Origin of the sequence: Pseudomonas canadensis (assembly GCF_000503215.1) — a bacterium.
Classification (GTDB): domain Bacteria; phylum Pseudomonadota; class Gammaproteobacteria; order Pseudomonadales; family Pseudomonadaceae; genus Aquipseudomonas; species Aquipseudomonas canadensis.
Genome location: NZ_AYTD01000017.1, coordinates 416,629 through 429,805 on the forward strand (window position 1 = coordinate 416,629; position 13,177 = coordinate 429,805).

The 13,177-nt window shown below is 61.2% G+C and carries 16 protein-coding genes; 10 read left to right on the forward strand and 6 right to left on the reverse strand.

Annotation, left to right across the window (positions count from 1 at the left end; all coding sequences use genetic code 11):
* Positions 1 to 190: 190 nt before the first annotated feature.
* Positions 191 to 1,585, forward strand: a complete 1,395-nt coding sequence (gene argH, locus U367_RS0120685) for an argininosuccinate lyase (RefSeq protein WP_028618439.1) — start codon at positions 191 to 193, stop codon at positions 1,583 to 1,585.
* 93 nt (positions 1,586 to 1,678) lie between these two features.
* Here the strand turns inward: argH and U367_RS0120690 are convergent, their stop codons facing one another.
* Positions 1,679 to 2,338: a glutathione S-transferase family protein gene (locus U367_RS0120690; RefSeq protein WP_028618440.1), complete on the reverse strand. Its 660-nt coding sequence runs from the start codon at positions 2,336 to 2,338 to the stop codon at positions 1,679 to 1,681.
* 126 nt (positions 2,339 to 2,464) lie between these two features.
* On the opposite strand from U367_RS0120690, the gene U367_RS0120695 reads away from it, so the two are divergent.
* The 3 genes from U367_RS0120695 (at position 2,465) to U367_RS0120705 (ending at position 6,109) form a co-directional block, all read left to right on the forward strand.
* Positions 2,465 to 2,749, forward strand: a complete 285-nt coding sequence (locus U367_RS0120695; RefSeq protein WP_028618441.1) for a hypothetical protein — start codon at positions 2,465 to 2,467, stop codon at positions 2,747 to 2,749.
* A 96-nt stretch (positions 2,750 to 2,845) separates the two neighbouring features.
* Positions 2,846 to 3,100, forward strand: coding sequence for a TIGR02647 family protein (locus U367_RS0120700; protein WP_010207442.1), 255 nt, complete (start codon positions 2,846 to 2,848; stop codon positions 3,098 to 3,100).
* Positions 3,101 to 3,268: 168 nt separating this feature from the next.
* Positions 3,269 to 6,109, forward strand: a complete 2,841-nt coding sequence (locus U367_RS0120705) for a class I adenylate cyclase (RefSeq protein ID WP_028618442.1) — start codon at positions 3,269 to 3,271, stop codon at positions 6,107 to 6,109.
* Here U367_RS0120705 and rnk read toward each other — a convergent pair.
* From rnk to cyaY, 3 genes are all read right to left on the reverse strand, one after another.
* A complete protein-coding gene (gene rnk, locus U367_RS0120710) occupies positions 6,106 to 6,519 on the reverse strand; it encodes a nucleoside diphosphate kinase regulator (protein WP_028618443.1) in 414 nt (137 codons plus the stop codon). The genes U367_RS0120705 and rnk overlap by 4 nt on opposite strands.
* A 131-nt stretch (positions 6,520 to 6,650) precedes the next feature.
* Complete coding sequence (locus tag U367_RS0120715; protein ID WP_028618444.1) at positions 6,651 to 6,869, reverse strand: DUF1289 domain-containing protein; 219 nt, start codon at positions 6,867 to 6,869, stop codon at positions 6,651 to 6,653.
* Between the two features lie 2 nt (positions 6,870 to 6,871).
* Positions 6,872 to 7,204: an iron donor protein CyaY gene (cyaY, locus tag U367_RS0120720; RefSeq protein WP_028618445.1), complete on the reverse strand. Its 333-nt coding sequence runs from the start codon at positions 7,202 to 7,204 to the stop codon at positions 6,872 to 6,874.
* Positions 7,205 to 7,442: 238 nt separating this feature from the next.
* Between cyaY and lptM the strand changes: the two genes are divergently transcribed.
* From lptM to U367_RS0120750, 6 genes are read left to right on the forward strand one after another with little or no spacing between them, the layout of a single operon-like run.
* Complete coding sequence (lptM, locus tag U367_RS1000000131085) at positions 7,443 to 7,613, forward strand: LPS translocon maturation chaperone LptM (protein WP_010207449.1); 171 nt, start codon at positions 7,443 to 7,445, stop codon at positions 7,611 to 7,613.
* Between the two features lie 9 nt (positions 7,614 to 7,622).
* The gene (gene lysA, locus U367_RS0120730) at positions 7,623 to 8,870 is read left to right on the forward strand and encodes a diaminopimelate decarboxylase (protein WP_028618446.1); all 1,248 of its coding nucleotides are present in this window, start codon (positions 7,623 to 7,625) and stop codon (positions 8,868 to 8,870) included.
* A 3-nt stretch (positions 8,871 to 8,873) separates the two neighbouring features.
* Entirely contained in the window at positions 8,874 to 9,704 is an 831-nt protein-coding gene (gene dapF, locus U367_RS0120735; RefSeq protein WP_028618447.1) for a diaminopimelate epimerase, read from the forward strand.
* A gap of 13 nt (positions 9,705 to 9,717) precedes the next feature.
* The gene (locus U367_RS0120740) at positions 9,718 to 10,434 is read left to right on the forward strand and encodes a DUF484 family protein (protein WP_028618448.1); all 717 of its coding nucleotides are present in this window, start codon (positions 9,718 to 9,720) and stop codon (positions 10,432 to 10,434) included.
* 2 nt (positions 10,435 to 10,436) lie between these two features.
* On the forward strand, positions 10,437 to 11,336 hold the full coding sequence (gene xerC / locus U367_RS0120745; RefSeq protein WP_028618449.1) for a tyrosine recombinase XerC: 900 nt from the start codon (positions 10,437 to 10,439) through the stop codon (positions 11,334 to 11,336).
* The gene (locus U367_RS0120750) at positions 11,333 to 12,028 is read left to right on the forward strand and encodes an HAD family hydrolase (RefSeq protein ID WP_028618450.1); all 696 of its coding nucleotides are present in this window, start codon (positions 11,333 to 11,335) and stop codon (positions 12,026 to 12,028) included. The genes xerC and U367_RS0120750 overlap by 4 nt, the downstream gene beginning before the upstream one ends.
* Positions 12,029 to 12,188: 160 nt before the next feature.
* On the opposite strand, the gene sutA is transcribed toward U367_RS0120750, so the two are convergent.
* Together sutA and U367_RS0120760 are read right to left on the reverse strand one after the other, a co-directional pair.
* The gene (sutA, locus tag U367_RS0120755) at positions 12,189 to 12,515 is read right to left on the reverse strand and encodes a transcriptional regulator SutA (RefSeq protein WP_015886504.1); all 327 of its coding nucleotides are present in this window, start codon (positions 12,513 to 12,515) and stop codon (positions 12,189 to 12,191) included.
* A 103-nt stretch (positions 12,516 to 12,618) separates the two neighbouring features.
* Positions 12,619 to 13,044, reverse strand: coding sequence for a secondary thiamine-phosphate synthase enzyme YjbQ (locus U367_RS0120760; protein ID WP_010567185.1), 426 nt, complete (start codon positions 13,042 to 13,044; stop codon positions 12,619 to 12,621).
* Positions 13,045 to 13,177 lie beyond the last annotated feature (133 nt).

A 13,177-nucleotide genomic window follows, 5' to 3' on the forward strand; every position in this document is an offset into this window, starting at 1 on the left:
ATCGTCAAATATCGTTTCAATAAACCCCTGTACCCAGTCTCGTCCTGGACGCGTTCGGCGGCAAGGCACTTAGCCATCCTTTGCACAAATAAAAATGCCGACGACCCGCAGCACCGCGTCCACGGGCAACCCTGTTATTATCGCCGGCACACTTCCATGCCTCTTTATTAAGCAGATCACGAGCGAATCCATGAGCACCGACAAGACCAACCAGTCCTGGGGCGGCCGCTTCAGTGAACCCGTCGACGCCTTCGTCGCCCGCTTCACCGCCTCCGTCACCTTCGACCAGCGCCTGTACCGCCACGACATCATGGGCTCCATCGCCCACGCGACGATGCTGGCCAAGGTCGGCGTGCTGACCGACGCCGAGCGCGACAGCATCATCGACGGCCTGACCACCATCCGTGGCGAGATCGAGGCCGGCACCTTCGACTGGCGCGTCGACCTGGAAGACGTGCACATGAACATCGAGGCCCGCCTAACCGACCGCATCGGTGTGACCGGCAAGAAGCTGCACACCGGCCGTAGCCGTAATGACCAGGTGGCCACCGATATCCGCCTGTGGCTGCGTGATGAAATCGACCTGATCCTGTCCGAAATCACCCGCCTGCAAAAAGGCCTTCTGGAACAGGCCGAGCGTGAGTCGGACACCATCATGCCGGGCTTCACTCACCTGCAGACCGCACAGCCTGTGACCTTCGGCCACCACCTGCTGGCCTGGTTCGAAATGCTCAGCCGCGACTACGAGCGCCTGGTGGATTGCCGCAAGCGCGCCAACCGCATGCCATTGGGCAGCGCCGCGCTGGCCGGCACCACCTACCCGATCGACCGCGAATACACCGCGCAATTGCTGGGCTTCGACGCCGTAGGCGGCAACTCCCTGGATGGCGTGTCGGACCGTGACTTCGCTATCGAATTCTGTGCCGCCGCGAGCATCGCCATGATGCACCTGTCACGTTTCTCCGAAGAGCTGGTGCTGTGGACCAGCGCGCAATTCCAGTTCATCGACCTGCCGGACCGTTTCTGCACCGGCAGCTCGATCATGCCGCAAAAGAAAAACCCCGACGTCCCCGAACTGGTGCGTGGCAAGAGCGGCCGCGTGTTCGGCGCCTTGATGGGCCTGCTGACCTTGATGAAAGGCCAACCCCTGGCCTACAACAAGGACAACCAGGAAGACAAGGAACCGCTCTTCGACGCTGCCGACACCCTGCGCGACTCACTGCGCGCGTTTGCCGACATGATCCCGGCGATCAAGCCCAAGCACGCGATCATGCGTGAAGCGGCGCTGCGCGGATTCTCTACCGCGACTGATCTGGCGGACTACCTGGTACGCCGTGGCCTGCCGTTCCGCGACTGCCACGAAATCGTCGGCCACGCAGTTAAGTACGGCGTGGACACCGGCAAGGACTTGGCGGAAATGAGCCTGGAAGAACTGCGTCAGTTCAGTGACCAGATCGAGCAGGACGTGTTTGCCGTGCTGACCCTGGAAGGCTCGGTAAATGCCCGTAATCACATCGGCGGTACTGCACCGGCGCAGGTGAAAGCAGCTGTGTTGCGCGGCCAGGAATTGCTCGCCAGCCGCTAAAAGCATCGCAGGCAAGCCAGCTCCCACAGGAAATCGCATTCCAATGTGGGAGCCGGGCTTGCCCGCGATAGCGTCCTGCCAGACGCCAAAAATCTATTTCTTGGCCGCGATCATCGCCATAAACGCCGGCATTGCCGCCTCCCTGTCCGCCGCCACTTTCTGAGCGTTGGGCATGGCGTGCAACCTTTCCAGCAACGCCTTGGCCGCCGGCATTTCAGCCAGCAGATCCAGGCCAAACAGCTTCTCGCCCACCGCGCAGGCGAGGTTCACGCTGTACATGAAATACAGATCGGCAATGGTGAAACTCTCCCCCGCCACATAGGGTGCGAACTTGCCGTGCCTGCCCAACGACCCGAAACCCAACAGCAACTCGGCCTTGGACTTCTCCTTGATTGCCTCCGGTACCGGCATGCCAAAAAACGCCTCGGCAAAACACGCACGGGCAGGCAACTCGATGTACAGCTCGATTTCTCGGCACAGCGCCAGCACCTGTGCACGCTGGAACGGCTCGGCCGGGAGCAGTGCCGGCCCTTCCTGGGTGTGTTCGATGTATTCGAGGATCACGCTGGTCTCGTTGATATACCCCTGCTTCACGCCCAGCACCGGCACCTTGCCGCGCGGGCTGACGGCCAAAGCCTCCGGGGTTTGCCCGGCATAAAAGGGCACCTCTTCGAACGGCAGCCCTTTCTCCAGCAGCGCCAGCTTGACCATGTTGTAGTAGTTACTGACCGAGAATCCGTAGAGCTTGAGCATTGCAGGTGCCTCCAGGCCGGGAATGGGGTTGGCTGCAAGTGTTATAGATCCCGACGCCAGCCCTGACCAGAAGCATCACCGGCCTGAATGGAGTTAGACTGGCGCCCTTTCCTTGAGGAGCCTGCCATGAGCGAGCCGACCGATATCGACAACGACGAAGAAGAATTCGCCGAAACCACCCTGATCGAAGCGATCGAGAACCAGATCGAGAGCGAAAACCCACCGGCCGCCAAGGCCACGTTCAACAAGCTGACCTTGGTGGGCTACGAGCGTGAAGAGATCCTGCAACTGATGGCTCACGTGCTGGCTATCGAGATCGACGCGCTGCTGGAAGAGGACCGCGCCTTCAATACCGAATGGTATGAAACTGCACTGCGCGCGCTGCCGGAATTGCCGCCCGAAAAGCAATAAATCCAACACGCGGCAACACACTGGACAGTTCGGCAAAGTGCGTTCACCTTATGGCCTGCTAGCCTCTAATAAATTCTTAGAAAGTCTGGAGTCCTTATGTCGTATACCCCTGAGTTGGTTGCCGAACTGGAAATCCTTGTACTCTTCCCATTGGACAGCACCAAAGAAGGTCTGAAAGTCCACCAGACCGCCGCGCCGACTGCCATCGCCGCTGCCAAACGCCTTCACGCGAAAGGACTTATCGACCAGCCGGACGGGGGCTACCTGACCAGCCTTGGCCGGGACGCCGCAGAGCAGGCCCAGACCCTGCTGACTATCTTGACCACTGCCACTACCAAAGAAGCCGCCTGATACCGGATACCGCCCATGGAGTCCGCCCTTTGCGGATTCCAAGGGCGTTGCTGTGTAAGTGCAAAAATTCTGACGTCAAAAACCATTTGCCTCTAAAACTCCTACGCTACTGGCTGTAAACTCCTACACGGCCGCCCACGTCGGGCCCTGCGAGCCACCGAGTTCGACATGACCCGCACCCATGAAATCCGCCCCGACCTGGACGAAGGCATCGACCGCAAGGTGCTGGCCCAGTTGCGCGCGCGGTTCATGGCCCTCAATGAAGGCCGCATGGCCCGGGCCATCGAGGGGCTGACGCCGCGCCAGCAAAGCGTGCTGAACCTGTTGCCGCTGTTTTTCCACGTCAACCATCCGTTGCTGCCAGGTTATGTGTCGGGCAGTACGCCGGCAGGCTTGTCTAATTACGAACCGGACACCCAAGCCCTCACCGAAGCCCAGCGCCTGACCCGTTCGTTCTCCTACAAACCGCGCCACGGCAACCCGCCGCGACCGATCCATGGCCTGTTCCTGATGGGCAGCCTGGGCACCCTGGCCCAGGCTGACCAGAGCGATATGGATGTGTGGGTGTGTCACGCCGCGGACCTGAGCGAAACTGAGCTGGCCGAACTGCGCAAAAAGTGCCAGTTGCTGGAGGCCTGGGCCCTGACCATGGGCGCCGAGGCGCACTTCTTCCTGATCGAGCCGACACGCTTTGTGCTCGGAGAGCGCGACACGCAACTGAGCTCCGACGACTGCGGCACCACCCAGCATTACCTGTTGCTGGATGAGTTCTACCGCACCGCCATCTGGCTGGCCGGACGCACACCGATCTGGTGGCTGGTGCCAGTGTATGAAGAAACCCGTTATGCCGAGTTCACCCACACGCTGATTTCCAAGCGTTTTATCCGCGCCGACGAAACCCTCGACCTGGGTCACCTGGCGCGCATTCCCCCAGGCGAATTCATTGGTGCCGGGCTGTGGCAACTGTTCAAAGGCATCGAGTCACCCTACAAATCCGTGCTCAAGCTGCTGCTGACCGAGGTCTACGCCAGCGAACACCCGAACGTGCACTGCCTGAGCCTGCGCTTCAAGCGAGCGGTGTTCGCCAACCAGATGGATCTGGATGAGCTGGACCCGTACATCGTGGTGTATCGCCGCATCGAGGAATACCTCAAGGCCCGCAACGAGCCCGAGCGCCTGGAACTGGTGCGGCGCGCGCTGTACCTGAAGGTCAACCGCAAGCTCAGCGCGGGCCAGCGCACCACCAGTTGGCAACGCCTGCTGCTGGAGCGCCTGGCCCATGAATGGGGCTGGGACCAGCGCCAATTGGCGTTGCTCGACAGCCGCAGTCAATGGAAGGTGCGCCAAGTTGCCTCCGAGCGTCGGGCGCTGGTCAGCGAGCTCAATTACAGTTACCGCTTCCTGAACCAATTCGCCCGCACCGAACAAACGGTCAGCCTGATCAACAAGCGCGACCTCAATGTGCTGGGTAGGCGCCTGTACGCCGCCTTTGAACGCAAGGCCGGCAAGGTCGAGTTCATCAACCCCGGCATTGCCCCGGACTTGGCCGAAGACACCCTGACCCTGGTGCAATCGCCCAACCGCAAGGAGCCGGGCCAGCACCACTGGGGCCTTTACAACGGTAACCTCACGGCGCTGGAATGGGAGCATTTTGCGCCGATCAAGCGCAGCCGCGACCTGCTGGAAATGCTCACTTGGTGCCATCGCAACGGCGTGATCGACAGCAGCACCCGCCTGGCCTTGCACCCCGGCACCAGCGACATGACCGAATTCGAGCTGTTCAACCTGCTGGGCAGCCTGCAACAAACCATCGCCCTGCCCCTGGCCAGTGTGGATGAAGAGCGCCTGCTGCGCTCGGCCGTGCCGGAGGAAGTGTTGTTGCTGATCAACGTCGGCGTCGACCCGCTCAAGCATCACCGCGACCTGAATATCCTGATGACCACCGAGCGCACCGACTCCCTGAGCTATGCCGGTGTACGCGACAACCTGGTGCTGACCCTGGACCAGGTCACGCTCAACAGCTGGAACGAGGTGATGGTCAGCCGCTTTGACGGCCCGCACGCGCTGCTCGACTGCCTGCGCGACTACCTTAACCAGTTGCCGCCGGACCATCTGCCACGCCTGCGGGTACGCTGTTTCTGTCACAACCGTGCGCAATTCATTGCCCAGCGCGTGGAAGAAATCTTCGACACCGCGCAGAACCTGCTGCTCGGCCAGGGCAATCACCGCTATTTGCTTCAAGTGCAGCAGCACTATCACGTCATGGAGCTGATTCCGGGCCAGGCCACCCATGTATCCCTGCCGACCCAGGATGCGCTGATCGCCTACCTCAGCGAAGAATTAGCCAACTACAGCCCGTTGCACCTGGACGCCATGGCCCTGGAAGACCACGACCTGGCGTTGCTGCTGCCGATGGGGATGGCCGATTGCGTGCAGGTGTTCTACCGGGTTAACGAAGGCTTCGCCGAACTGTATGTGCTGGATGAATTCAACGCGCTCTGGCAACAGCGCCTGCCGTTTCACGATGAACAGAGCCTGTTGGCGCCGTTGCAGCGTTTCTTGCAGTCGATCATTTATCGCCGGGACGCGCTGTCGCCGCTGGACCCGCAAGAGCCGCTGGGCGCGGTACAGGTCTTGTATTACCAGCTATTGCCATCTGGCAACGGCCGCGCGCGCGGCATCGAACCTCGACCTGCGCCGCTGAACCCGGCGAACAAACCGTTTTACGACGTGCAGGCGATTATCGGCAAGGCCGCCCCAGGCCAGGTGGGCATTACCTTGTACTGCAATCAGCGAGAGTTTTCCGAACTGGAATTTGGCGACCAACTCTTTGCAGTGGTCGCCCAGGAAATCGTCGGGCAACGCCGGGAGATCGAGCGTTACCGCTGCTACATCACCGACCTGGACCTGTCCGGCCTGCTCGGCGATGTGCAAAGCCCGAGCAACCTGTACCTGCGTTACAAGGCCGAGCTGGAGCTGTCGCTCAACGTGGCGCTGAGTCAGATTTAGAGAGGGAAGGCGCCGCCATCCTTGGGCTGGCCTTCAACGCTGAGCAATTCCAGCTTGAGCGTCTTGCCACCCGGAGCCGGCCAATCGATGTGCTGCCCAACCTTCAGGCCGAGCAAAGCGCTGCCGACCGGCGCCAGGATCGAAATCTTGCCTTCGTCCGCATTGGCGTGTTTCGGGTAGACCAGGGTCAGGTGGTAGTCCTTGCCGCTGCCTTGCTCACGGCAATGCACGCTGGAGTTCATGGTCACGACACCCGCAGGCACTTCATCGTGACCAACCACGTCTTCGGCGCGGTCGAGTTCGGCTTGCAACGCTTCGACACCGGGAGATTCGTCGCCCAAGCGGTCGATCAGTTGCTCCAGACGCTGCACGTCAAGACGGGTGAGGATGATGGACGGTGCGGTGGTCATGATTCAGGCAGACTCCTTTTTCCTGCACAAAAAAGCAAAACCCCGCCAGGAAAAGGCGGGGTTCTCACGGGCCTCGATGAGTTGAGGCGTACCCGGACACTACCACAGCGTCACAAATAAACAAGACGGGCTCAGGCGTGGGCCCGGCGCTGCTCGGCCTCGGCGCAGATCACCCGGCGCCGCGCGTCGTCGGCAGAGCGCCATTCACGGATGTCTTCCACGTGGCGGAAGCAGCCGAGGCAGACTTTCTGCTCATCCAGGCGACACAAACTGATACAAGGTGATGGCACCGCGGGGCTGACATTACTGAACAGCGGCTTGGGCGGGCGGGCGGGTGCAGGCTGGGTCACCATCAGATCTCGTCGAAATCCAGGTCGACGCCGGTGTACTCGCTGACCAGGCGCACGAGCATTTCACTCAGCAGCTCTTCACTCTTGTCGCACTGCCATTTGCCGCTTTCTTCGTCGTAGTCGAAGTGCACGCCACCGGAGCGCGCCGCCAGCCACAGCTGACGCAGCGGCTCCTGGCGACTGAAGATCAGTTGCTGGCCGCTTTCGAACTTGACGGTCAGCACGCCGGCTGAGTTTTCCAGGTCCACGTCCAGGCCGCTGTCGTCGAAAATATCTTCCAGCGCCTGCTGGGTCGAATCCACCAGGTCGTGAAAACGGGCTTCGGTCAAACTCATTGTGGCAACCTCAAAAGTGTCTGGTTTTGCTCAAGCGCCGCACGATACGGGCGAGCCCCGCCGATTGCAAAGGATACCGATTTCAACACGATTGACGGTGTGAAAAATCCTCAAGCAGCGTAGTCCGCTTCCCGGCCGTGTCGGCAAACCCCCGCCGGACGGGTATTCCAGCGCATAGGCAAGCTGGCGGGTGGTCGGTATACTCGGGCGCAATTAATGCATATTCAAGGATTTCGCCATGAAGCGCCTGATCTCTTCCCTTGCTGCGCTCGTCGCGGTCGCTTGCCTCGTTAGTGCCTGTGGTCAAAAAGGCCCGCTGTACCTGCCCGATGACAGCAAAGATCCGAATGAACAGGCGCAATCGTCGCAAAAGCCTTCCAAAGCGCATAAGCACGACACCTACGAATAAGGGACTTCCATGGACGCTTTTAACTACCGGGACGGCGAGCTGTTCGCGGAAGGCGTGGCGTTGTCCGCGATTGCCCAGCGCTTTGGCACCCCAACCTATGTGTATTCCCGTGCGCATATCGAAGCCCAGTACCGCTCGTTCACCGATGCCCTCGACGGTGCGCCGCACCTGGTGTGCTACGCGGTCAAGGCCAACTCCAACCTCGGCGTACTGAATGTCCTGGCCCGCCTCGGCGCTGGTTTCGACATCGTGTCGCGTGGCGAGCTGGAACGTGTACTGGCCGCTGGCGGCAAGGCTGACAAGATCGTGTTCTCCGGCGTCGGCAAGACCCGCGATGACATGCGCCGCGCCCTGGAAGTCGGCGTGCATTGCTTCAACATCGAATCCACCGACGAGCTGGAACGCCTGCAGGTCGTGGCCGCCGAAATGGGCGTTCGCGCGCCGATCTCCCTGCGCGTCAACCCGGACGTCGATGCCGGCACCCACCCATACATTTCCACCGGTCTCAAAGAGAACAAGTTCGGCATCGCCATTGCCGACGCCGAGGACGTATACATCCGCGCCGCGCAACTGCCGAACCTGGAAGTGCTGGGTGTCGACTGCCATATCGGCTCGCAACTGACCACGCTGCCGCCGTTCCTGGATGCGCTCGACCGCCTGCTGGCGTTGATCGACCGTCTCGGTGAATGCGGCATCTACCTGCACCACATCGACCTCGGTGGTGGCGTGGGCGTGCGTTATCGCGACGAAGAGCCGCCGCTGATTGCCGACTATATCCAGGCTGTGCGCGAGCGCATCGAAGGCCGTGACCTGACGCTGATGTTCGAGCCTGGCCGCTATATCGTCGCCAATGCCGGCGTGCTGCTGACCCAGGTCGAGTACCTCAAGCACACCGAGCACAAGGATTTCGCCATCGTCGATGCGGCGATGAACGACCTGATCCGCCCGGCGCTGTACCAGGCCTGGATGAATGTCACCGCCGTGACGCCGCGCGCCAGCGAAGCCCGCGCCTACGACATCGTCGGCCCGATCTGCGAGACCGGCGACTTCTTGGCCAAGGACCGTCAGCTGGCCCTGGAAGAAGGCGATCTGCTGGCCGTGCATTCGGCCGGTGCCTACGGGTTTGTCATGAGTTCCAACTACAACACCCGCGGCCGTACCGCCGAGGTGTTGGTGGACGGTGATCAAGCGTTTGAAGTGCGTCGCCGCGAGACGGTAGCCGAGTTGTATGCTGGCGAAAGCCTGCTGCCGGAGTAAGCCATGCTGCTGCGTTTTACCAAGATGCACGGGCTGGGCAATGATTTCATGGTCCTCGACCTGGTCAGCCAGCACGCGCATATCCTGCCCAAGCACGCTAAACAGTGGGGCGACCGTCACACCGGCATTGGTTTCGACCAATTGCTGATCGTCGAAGCGCCGAGCAACCCGGAGGTGGATTTCCGTTACCGGATCTTCAACTCCGACGGTTCCGAAGTGGAACAGTGCGGCAACGGCGCACGCTGCTTCGCCCGCTTTGTGCTGGACAAGCGCCTGACCGCCAAGCGGCAGATCCGCGTCGAGACCAAGAGTGGCGTGATCGAGCTGGATATCCGCAGTGATGGCCAGATCAGTGTCAACATGGGCGCGCCACGCCTGGTGCCGGCGGACATCCCGTTCCAGGCTACCGAGCAAGCTGTCAGCTACGCGCTGGACGTTGATGGCAAGACCATCGATATCGCCGCCGTGTCCATGGGTAACCCTCATGCGGTGCTGCGGGTCAACGACATCAATAACGCCCCCGTGCATGAATTGGGGCCGAAAATCGAACACCACCCGCGCTTTCCGGCGCGGGTCAACGTGGGTTTCCTGCAGGTGATCGACCGTACCCGCGCGCAATTGCGTGTATGGGAACGCGGCGCCGGCGAAACCCAGGCCTGCGGTACCGGTGCATGCGCCGCTGCCGTGGCCGCGATCAGCCAGGGGTGGATGGATTCGCCGCTGCTGATCGACCTGCCCGGTGGACGCTTGTCCATCGAGTGGGCAGGCCCAGGCCACCCGGTGATGATGACCGGGCCGGCCTCGCGCGTATACGAAGGACAGGTCCGTCTATGAGTGAGCCAATCCAATGACCGATAAGCCTCAAGTACCCGCAGAAGCGTTCCCGAGCGAAAGTCTGGAGGCCGATGCCGTCGCGGCGTACCTTGAGGCTAATCCGGACTTCTTCGTCGAGCACGAAGAACTGCTGCCGGCGCTGCGCATCCCCCACCAACGTGGTGACACGGTGTCGCTGGTGGAGCGGCAGATGAAGATCCTGCGCGAGCGTAATATCGAGATGCGCCACAAGCTCTCGCACCTGATGGACGTCGCCCGCGACAACGACCGCCTGTTCGAGAAAACCCGCCGCCTGATCCTGACCCTGATGGACGCTACCAGCCTGGAAGAAACGGTGATCGCCGTGGAAGACAGCCTGCGCCAGGACTTCCAGGTGCCGTTCGTGAGCCTGATCCTGTTCAGCGACAACCCGATGCCGGTGGGACGCTGGGTCAGTGGCAGCGACGCACAAACCGCCATCGGCGGCCTGCTGTCCGAAGGCAAGACCATCAGCGGCACCTTGCGCGAACATGAGCTGGACTTCCTGTTTGGTGCCGAACAGCGCAAGCAGATCGGTTCCACGGCGGTAGTCGCGCTCAGCCATCAAGGCCTGCACGGCGTGCTGGCCATCGCCAGCCGTGATCCACAGCATTACAAAAGCTCAGTGGGCACGCTGTTCCTGACCTACATCGCCGAGGTACTGGGCCGCGTCCTGCCGCGCTTCACCACCGCCCTGCGCGCGGTGCGCTAGCCATGGAACGGCAACTGGACGCTTATTGCGCTCACCTGCGCAACGAGCGCCAGGTGTCGCCCCATACCCTGGAAGCCTACCGGCGGGACTTGAACAAGGTCCTGGCGTACTGCGAAAAACAACAGATCGGCAGCTGGAAGGCCCTGGATATCCAGAGCCTGCGCAGCCTGATCGCACGCCTGCACCAGGCAGGTCAATCCTCGCGCAGCCTGTCGCGACTGCTCTCGGCGGTACGCGGGCTCTATCACTATTTGAACCGCGAAGGCCTGTGCGATCACGACCCGGCCAACGGCCTGTCACCACCCAAGGGCGAACGGCGCCTGCCCAAGACCCTGGATACCGACCGCGCCCTGCAATTGCTGGATGGCGCCGTTGAAGATGACTTCCTGGCCCATCGCGACCAGGCCATCCTTGAGCTGTTCTATTCATCGGGCCTGCGCCTGTCGGAGCTGACTGGCTTGAATCTCGACCAGTTGGACTTGGCGGACGGCCTGGTGCAGGTACTCGGTAAAGGCAGCAAGACCCGCGTGTTGCCGGTGGGCCGCAAAGCCCGCGAAGCCTTGCTCCTGTGGTTACCGCTGCGCCTGCTGACCAATCCGGCGGATGATGCGGTGTTTGTCAGCCAGCAAGGCCGGCGCCTGGGGCCACGGGCGATTCAAGTGCGGGTCAAGGCCGCTGGCGAGCGCGAGCTGGGCCAGAACCTGCACCCACACATGCTGCGGCACTCTTTTGCCAGCCACCTGCTGGAATCATCCCAGGACCTGCGCGCGGTTCAAGAGCTGCTCGGCCACTCCGACATCAAGACCACACAGATCTACACCCATCTGGACTTCCAACACCTGGCAACGGTGTACGACAGCGCCCATCCACGGGCCAAACGAATCAAGGGCGGCGACTCATGAGTATCAAGCTGATCACCTTCGACCTGGACGACACACTCTGGGACAACGTACCCGTCATCATCAGTGCCGAAGCGTCGATGCGAGAATGGCTGGCGCTTAACGCCGCCAAGGTCGGCGATTTGCCGCTGGAGCACTTTGCCAGTCTTCGCCAACAGGTGCTGGAACGCCATCCCGAGCTGAAACACCGAATCAGCATCCTGCGCCACCGGGTGTTGATGCATGCGTTTGAAGAAGCCGGTTATCCACAGCCCGAGGCTACGCAAATGGCGGATGTGTGCTTCGAAGCGTTCATTCACGCGCGGCACCAACTCACCCCCTTCCCCGAAGCGGAGCCCATGCTCCGGGCGCTGCGCCGGCACTTCCTGCTGGGGGTGATCACCAACGGCAATGCCGACGTGCAGCGTGTTGGCCTGGCGGATTACTTTCATTTTGCCTTGCGCGCCGAAGATATCGGCATTGCCAAGCCGGATGCGCGGTTGTTTCAGGAGGCGTTGCAGCGTGGTGGGGTGGATGCCAATGCAACGGTGCACGTTGGCGATCACCCAGGGGATGACATTGCTGGGGCGCAGCAGGCAGGGCTTCGAGCGGTGTGGTTTAACCCGACGGGCAAAAAATGGGACGCCGATAAGCGCCCTGACGCAGAGATTCGCAACTTGAACGAGCTGGCGCCACTGCTCCAGAGCTGGAAATAATCAACCTGTAGGAGCTGGCTTGCCGGCGATGAGCCCCTTGAGTCCAGCACATATTTCAAGGACGCCATCGCCGGCAAGCCGGCTCCTACAGGTTACCTGCCCGCAGGCATGAAAAAGCCCGCAGCGACGGCGGGCTTTTCCTACAAGCGGGTGACTGACCTCAGATAGGTCGGCTGCCGTACTTGTTATCCGGTTTCTTCGGTGGATCCGCCACCACGTTGGCCTCGACTTCCTGCACTTTGCCGCCTTTAGCGAGGAACTCTTCCATCGCACGGGCCAGGGCATCACGCTCTTTGTTCTTGGCTTCAACGCTCGGCAATTCGTCTACCGACACCGCTGCCTTGGCTTTGCCTTTGGCAGCCGGGACAGGTGCATCATCGCCACCGTCGTCGTCAGCAACGTCTTCCGCCGCCGCTTCAAGACCTTCTTCGGTGTCGTCTTCGTCACCTACTTCGAGTTCGTCGTTTTCCAGATCATCGTCGCTCATGTTCTACCTCATGACTTGCGAAAAGCAGATTAGTTATAGCCCAGCTTCACCCTCTGTCGACGGCTGCCGGAAAAAAATCAACATCCACTGGATAACCAGTGGCTTATGCCCCGTCACCGTGCAAGGTGGCGAGGACTTTACGAGCACCGCCATGATCACGGTGCTCGCCCAGATAAACACCTTGCCAGGTCCCCATCGCCAAGCGGCCGGCCTTCACCGGCAAACTCAGCTGGCAGCCCAGGAGACTGGCCTTGAAGTGCGCCGGCAAGTCATCCGGACCTTCGTCGTTGTGTTCAAACCCTGCAAGGCCTTGGGGCACCAGCGAGTTGAAATAACGCTCGAAGTCACGGCGAACCGCCGGGTCGGCATTCTCGTTGACGGTCAACGAGGCCGAGGTGTGCTGCAGCCACAGATGCAACAAGCCCACGCGACAGGCCTTCAATTCAGGCAAGCCGGCCAGCAACTCATCGGTTACCAGGTGAAAGCCCCGGGGCTTGGCCCGCAGGGTAATCAGGGTCTGTTGCCACATACAGTTCTCCGCCCATCGGCGCGCATTCTAGCGCGCTCTGGGAAAAAACAAAGTGCCGAATACGCCCACATGCCTGTAAGACATTGGCACGCAGAAAAGTGCCGAGTGCATCCCATCACAAACACTGGATAAA

Bases quoted from the DNA above. Each gene is read 5' to 3' on its own strand.
- argH (WP_028618439.1), top strand. From the start codon at position 191: ATGAGCACCGACAAGACCAACCAGTCCTGGGGCGGCCGCTTCAGTGAA.
- U367_RS0120690 (WP_028618440.1), bottom strand. From the start codon at position 2,338: ATGCTCAAGCTCTACGGATTCTCGGTCAGTAACTACTACAACATGGTC.
- U367_RS0120695 (WP_028618441.1), top strand. From the start codon at position 2,465: ATGAGCGAGCCGACCGATATCGACAACGACGAAGAAGAATTCGCCGAA.
- U367_RS0120700 (WP_010207442.1), top strand. From the start codon at position 2,846: ATGTCGTATACCCCTGAGTTGGTTGCCGAACTGGAAATCCTTGTACTC.
- U367_RS0120705 (WP_028618442.1), top strand. From the start codon at position 3,269: ATGACCCGCACCCATGAAATCCGCCCCGACCTGGACGAAGGCATCGAC.
- rnk (WP_028618443.1), bottom strand. From the start codon at position 6,519: ATGACCACCGCACCGTCCATCATCCTCACCCGTCTTGACGTGCAGCGT.
- cyaY (WP_028618445.1), bottom strand. From the start codon at position 7,204: ATGAGTTTGACCGAAGCCCGTTTTCACGACCTGGTGGATTCGACCCAG.
- lptM (WP_010207449.1), top strand. From the start codon at position 7,443: ATGAAGCGCCTGATCTCTTCCCTTGCTGCGCTCGTCGCGGTCGCTTGC.
- lysA (WP_028618446.1), top strand. From the start codon at position 7,623: ATGGACGCTTTTAACTACCGGGACGGCGAGCTGTTCGCGGAAGGCGTG.
- dapF (WP_028618447.1), top strand. From the start codon at position 8,874: ATGCTGCTGCGTTTTACCAAGATGCACGGGCTGGGCAATGATTTCATG.
- U367_RS0120740 (WP_028618448.1), top strand. From the start codon at position 9,718: ATGACCGATAAGCCTCAAGTACCCGCAGAAGCGTTCCCGAGCGAAAGT.
- xerC (WP_028618449.1), top strand. From the start codon at position 10,437: ATGGAACGGCAACTGGACGCTTATTGCGCTCACCTGCGCAACGAGCGC.
- U367_RS0120750 (WP_028618450.1), top strand. From the start codon at position 11,333: ATGAGTATCAAGCTGATCACCTTCGACCTGGACGACACACTCTGGGAC.
- sutA (WP_015886504.1), bottom strand. From the start codon at position 12,515: ATGAGCGACGATGATCTGGAAAACGACGAACTCGAAGTAGGTGACGAA.
- U367_RS0120760 (WP_010567185.1), bottom strand. From the start codon at position 13,044: ATGTGGCAACAGACCCTGATTACCCTGCGGGCCAAGCCCCGGGGCTTT.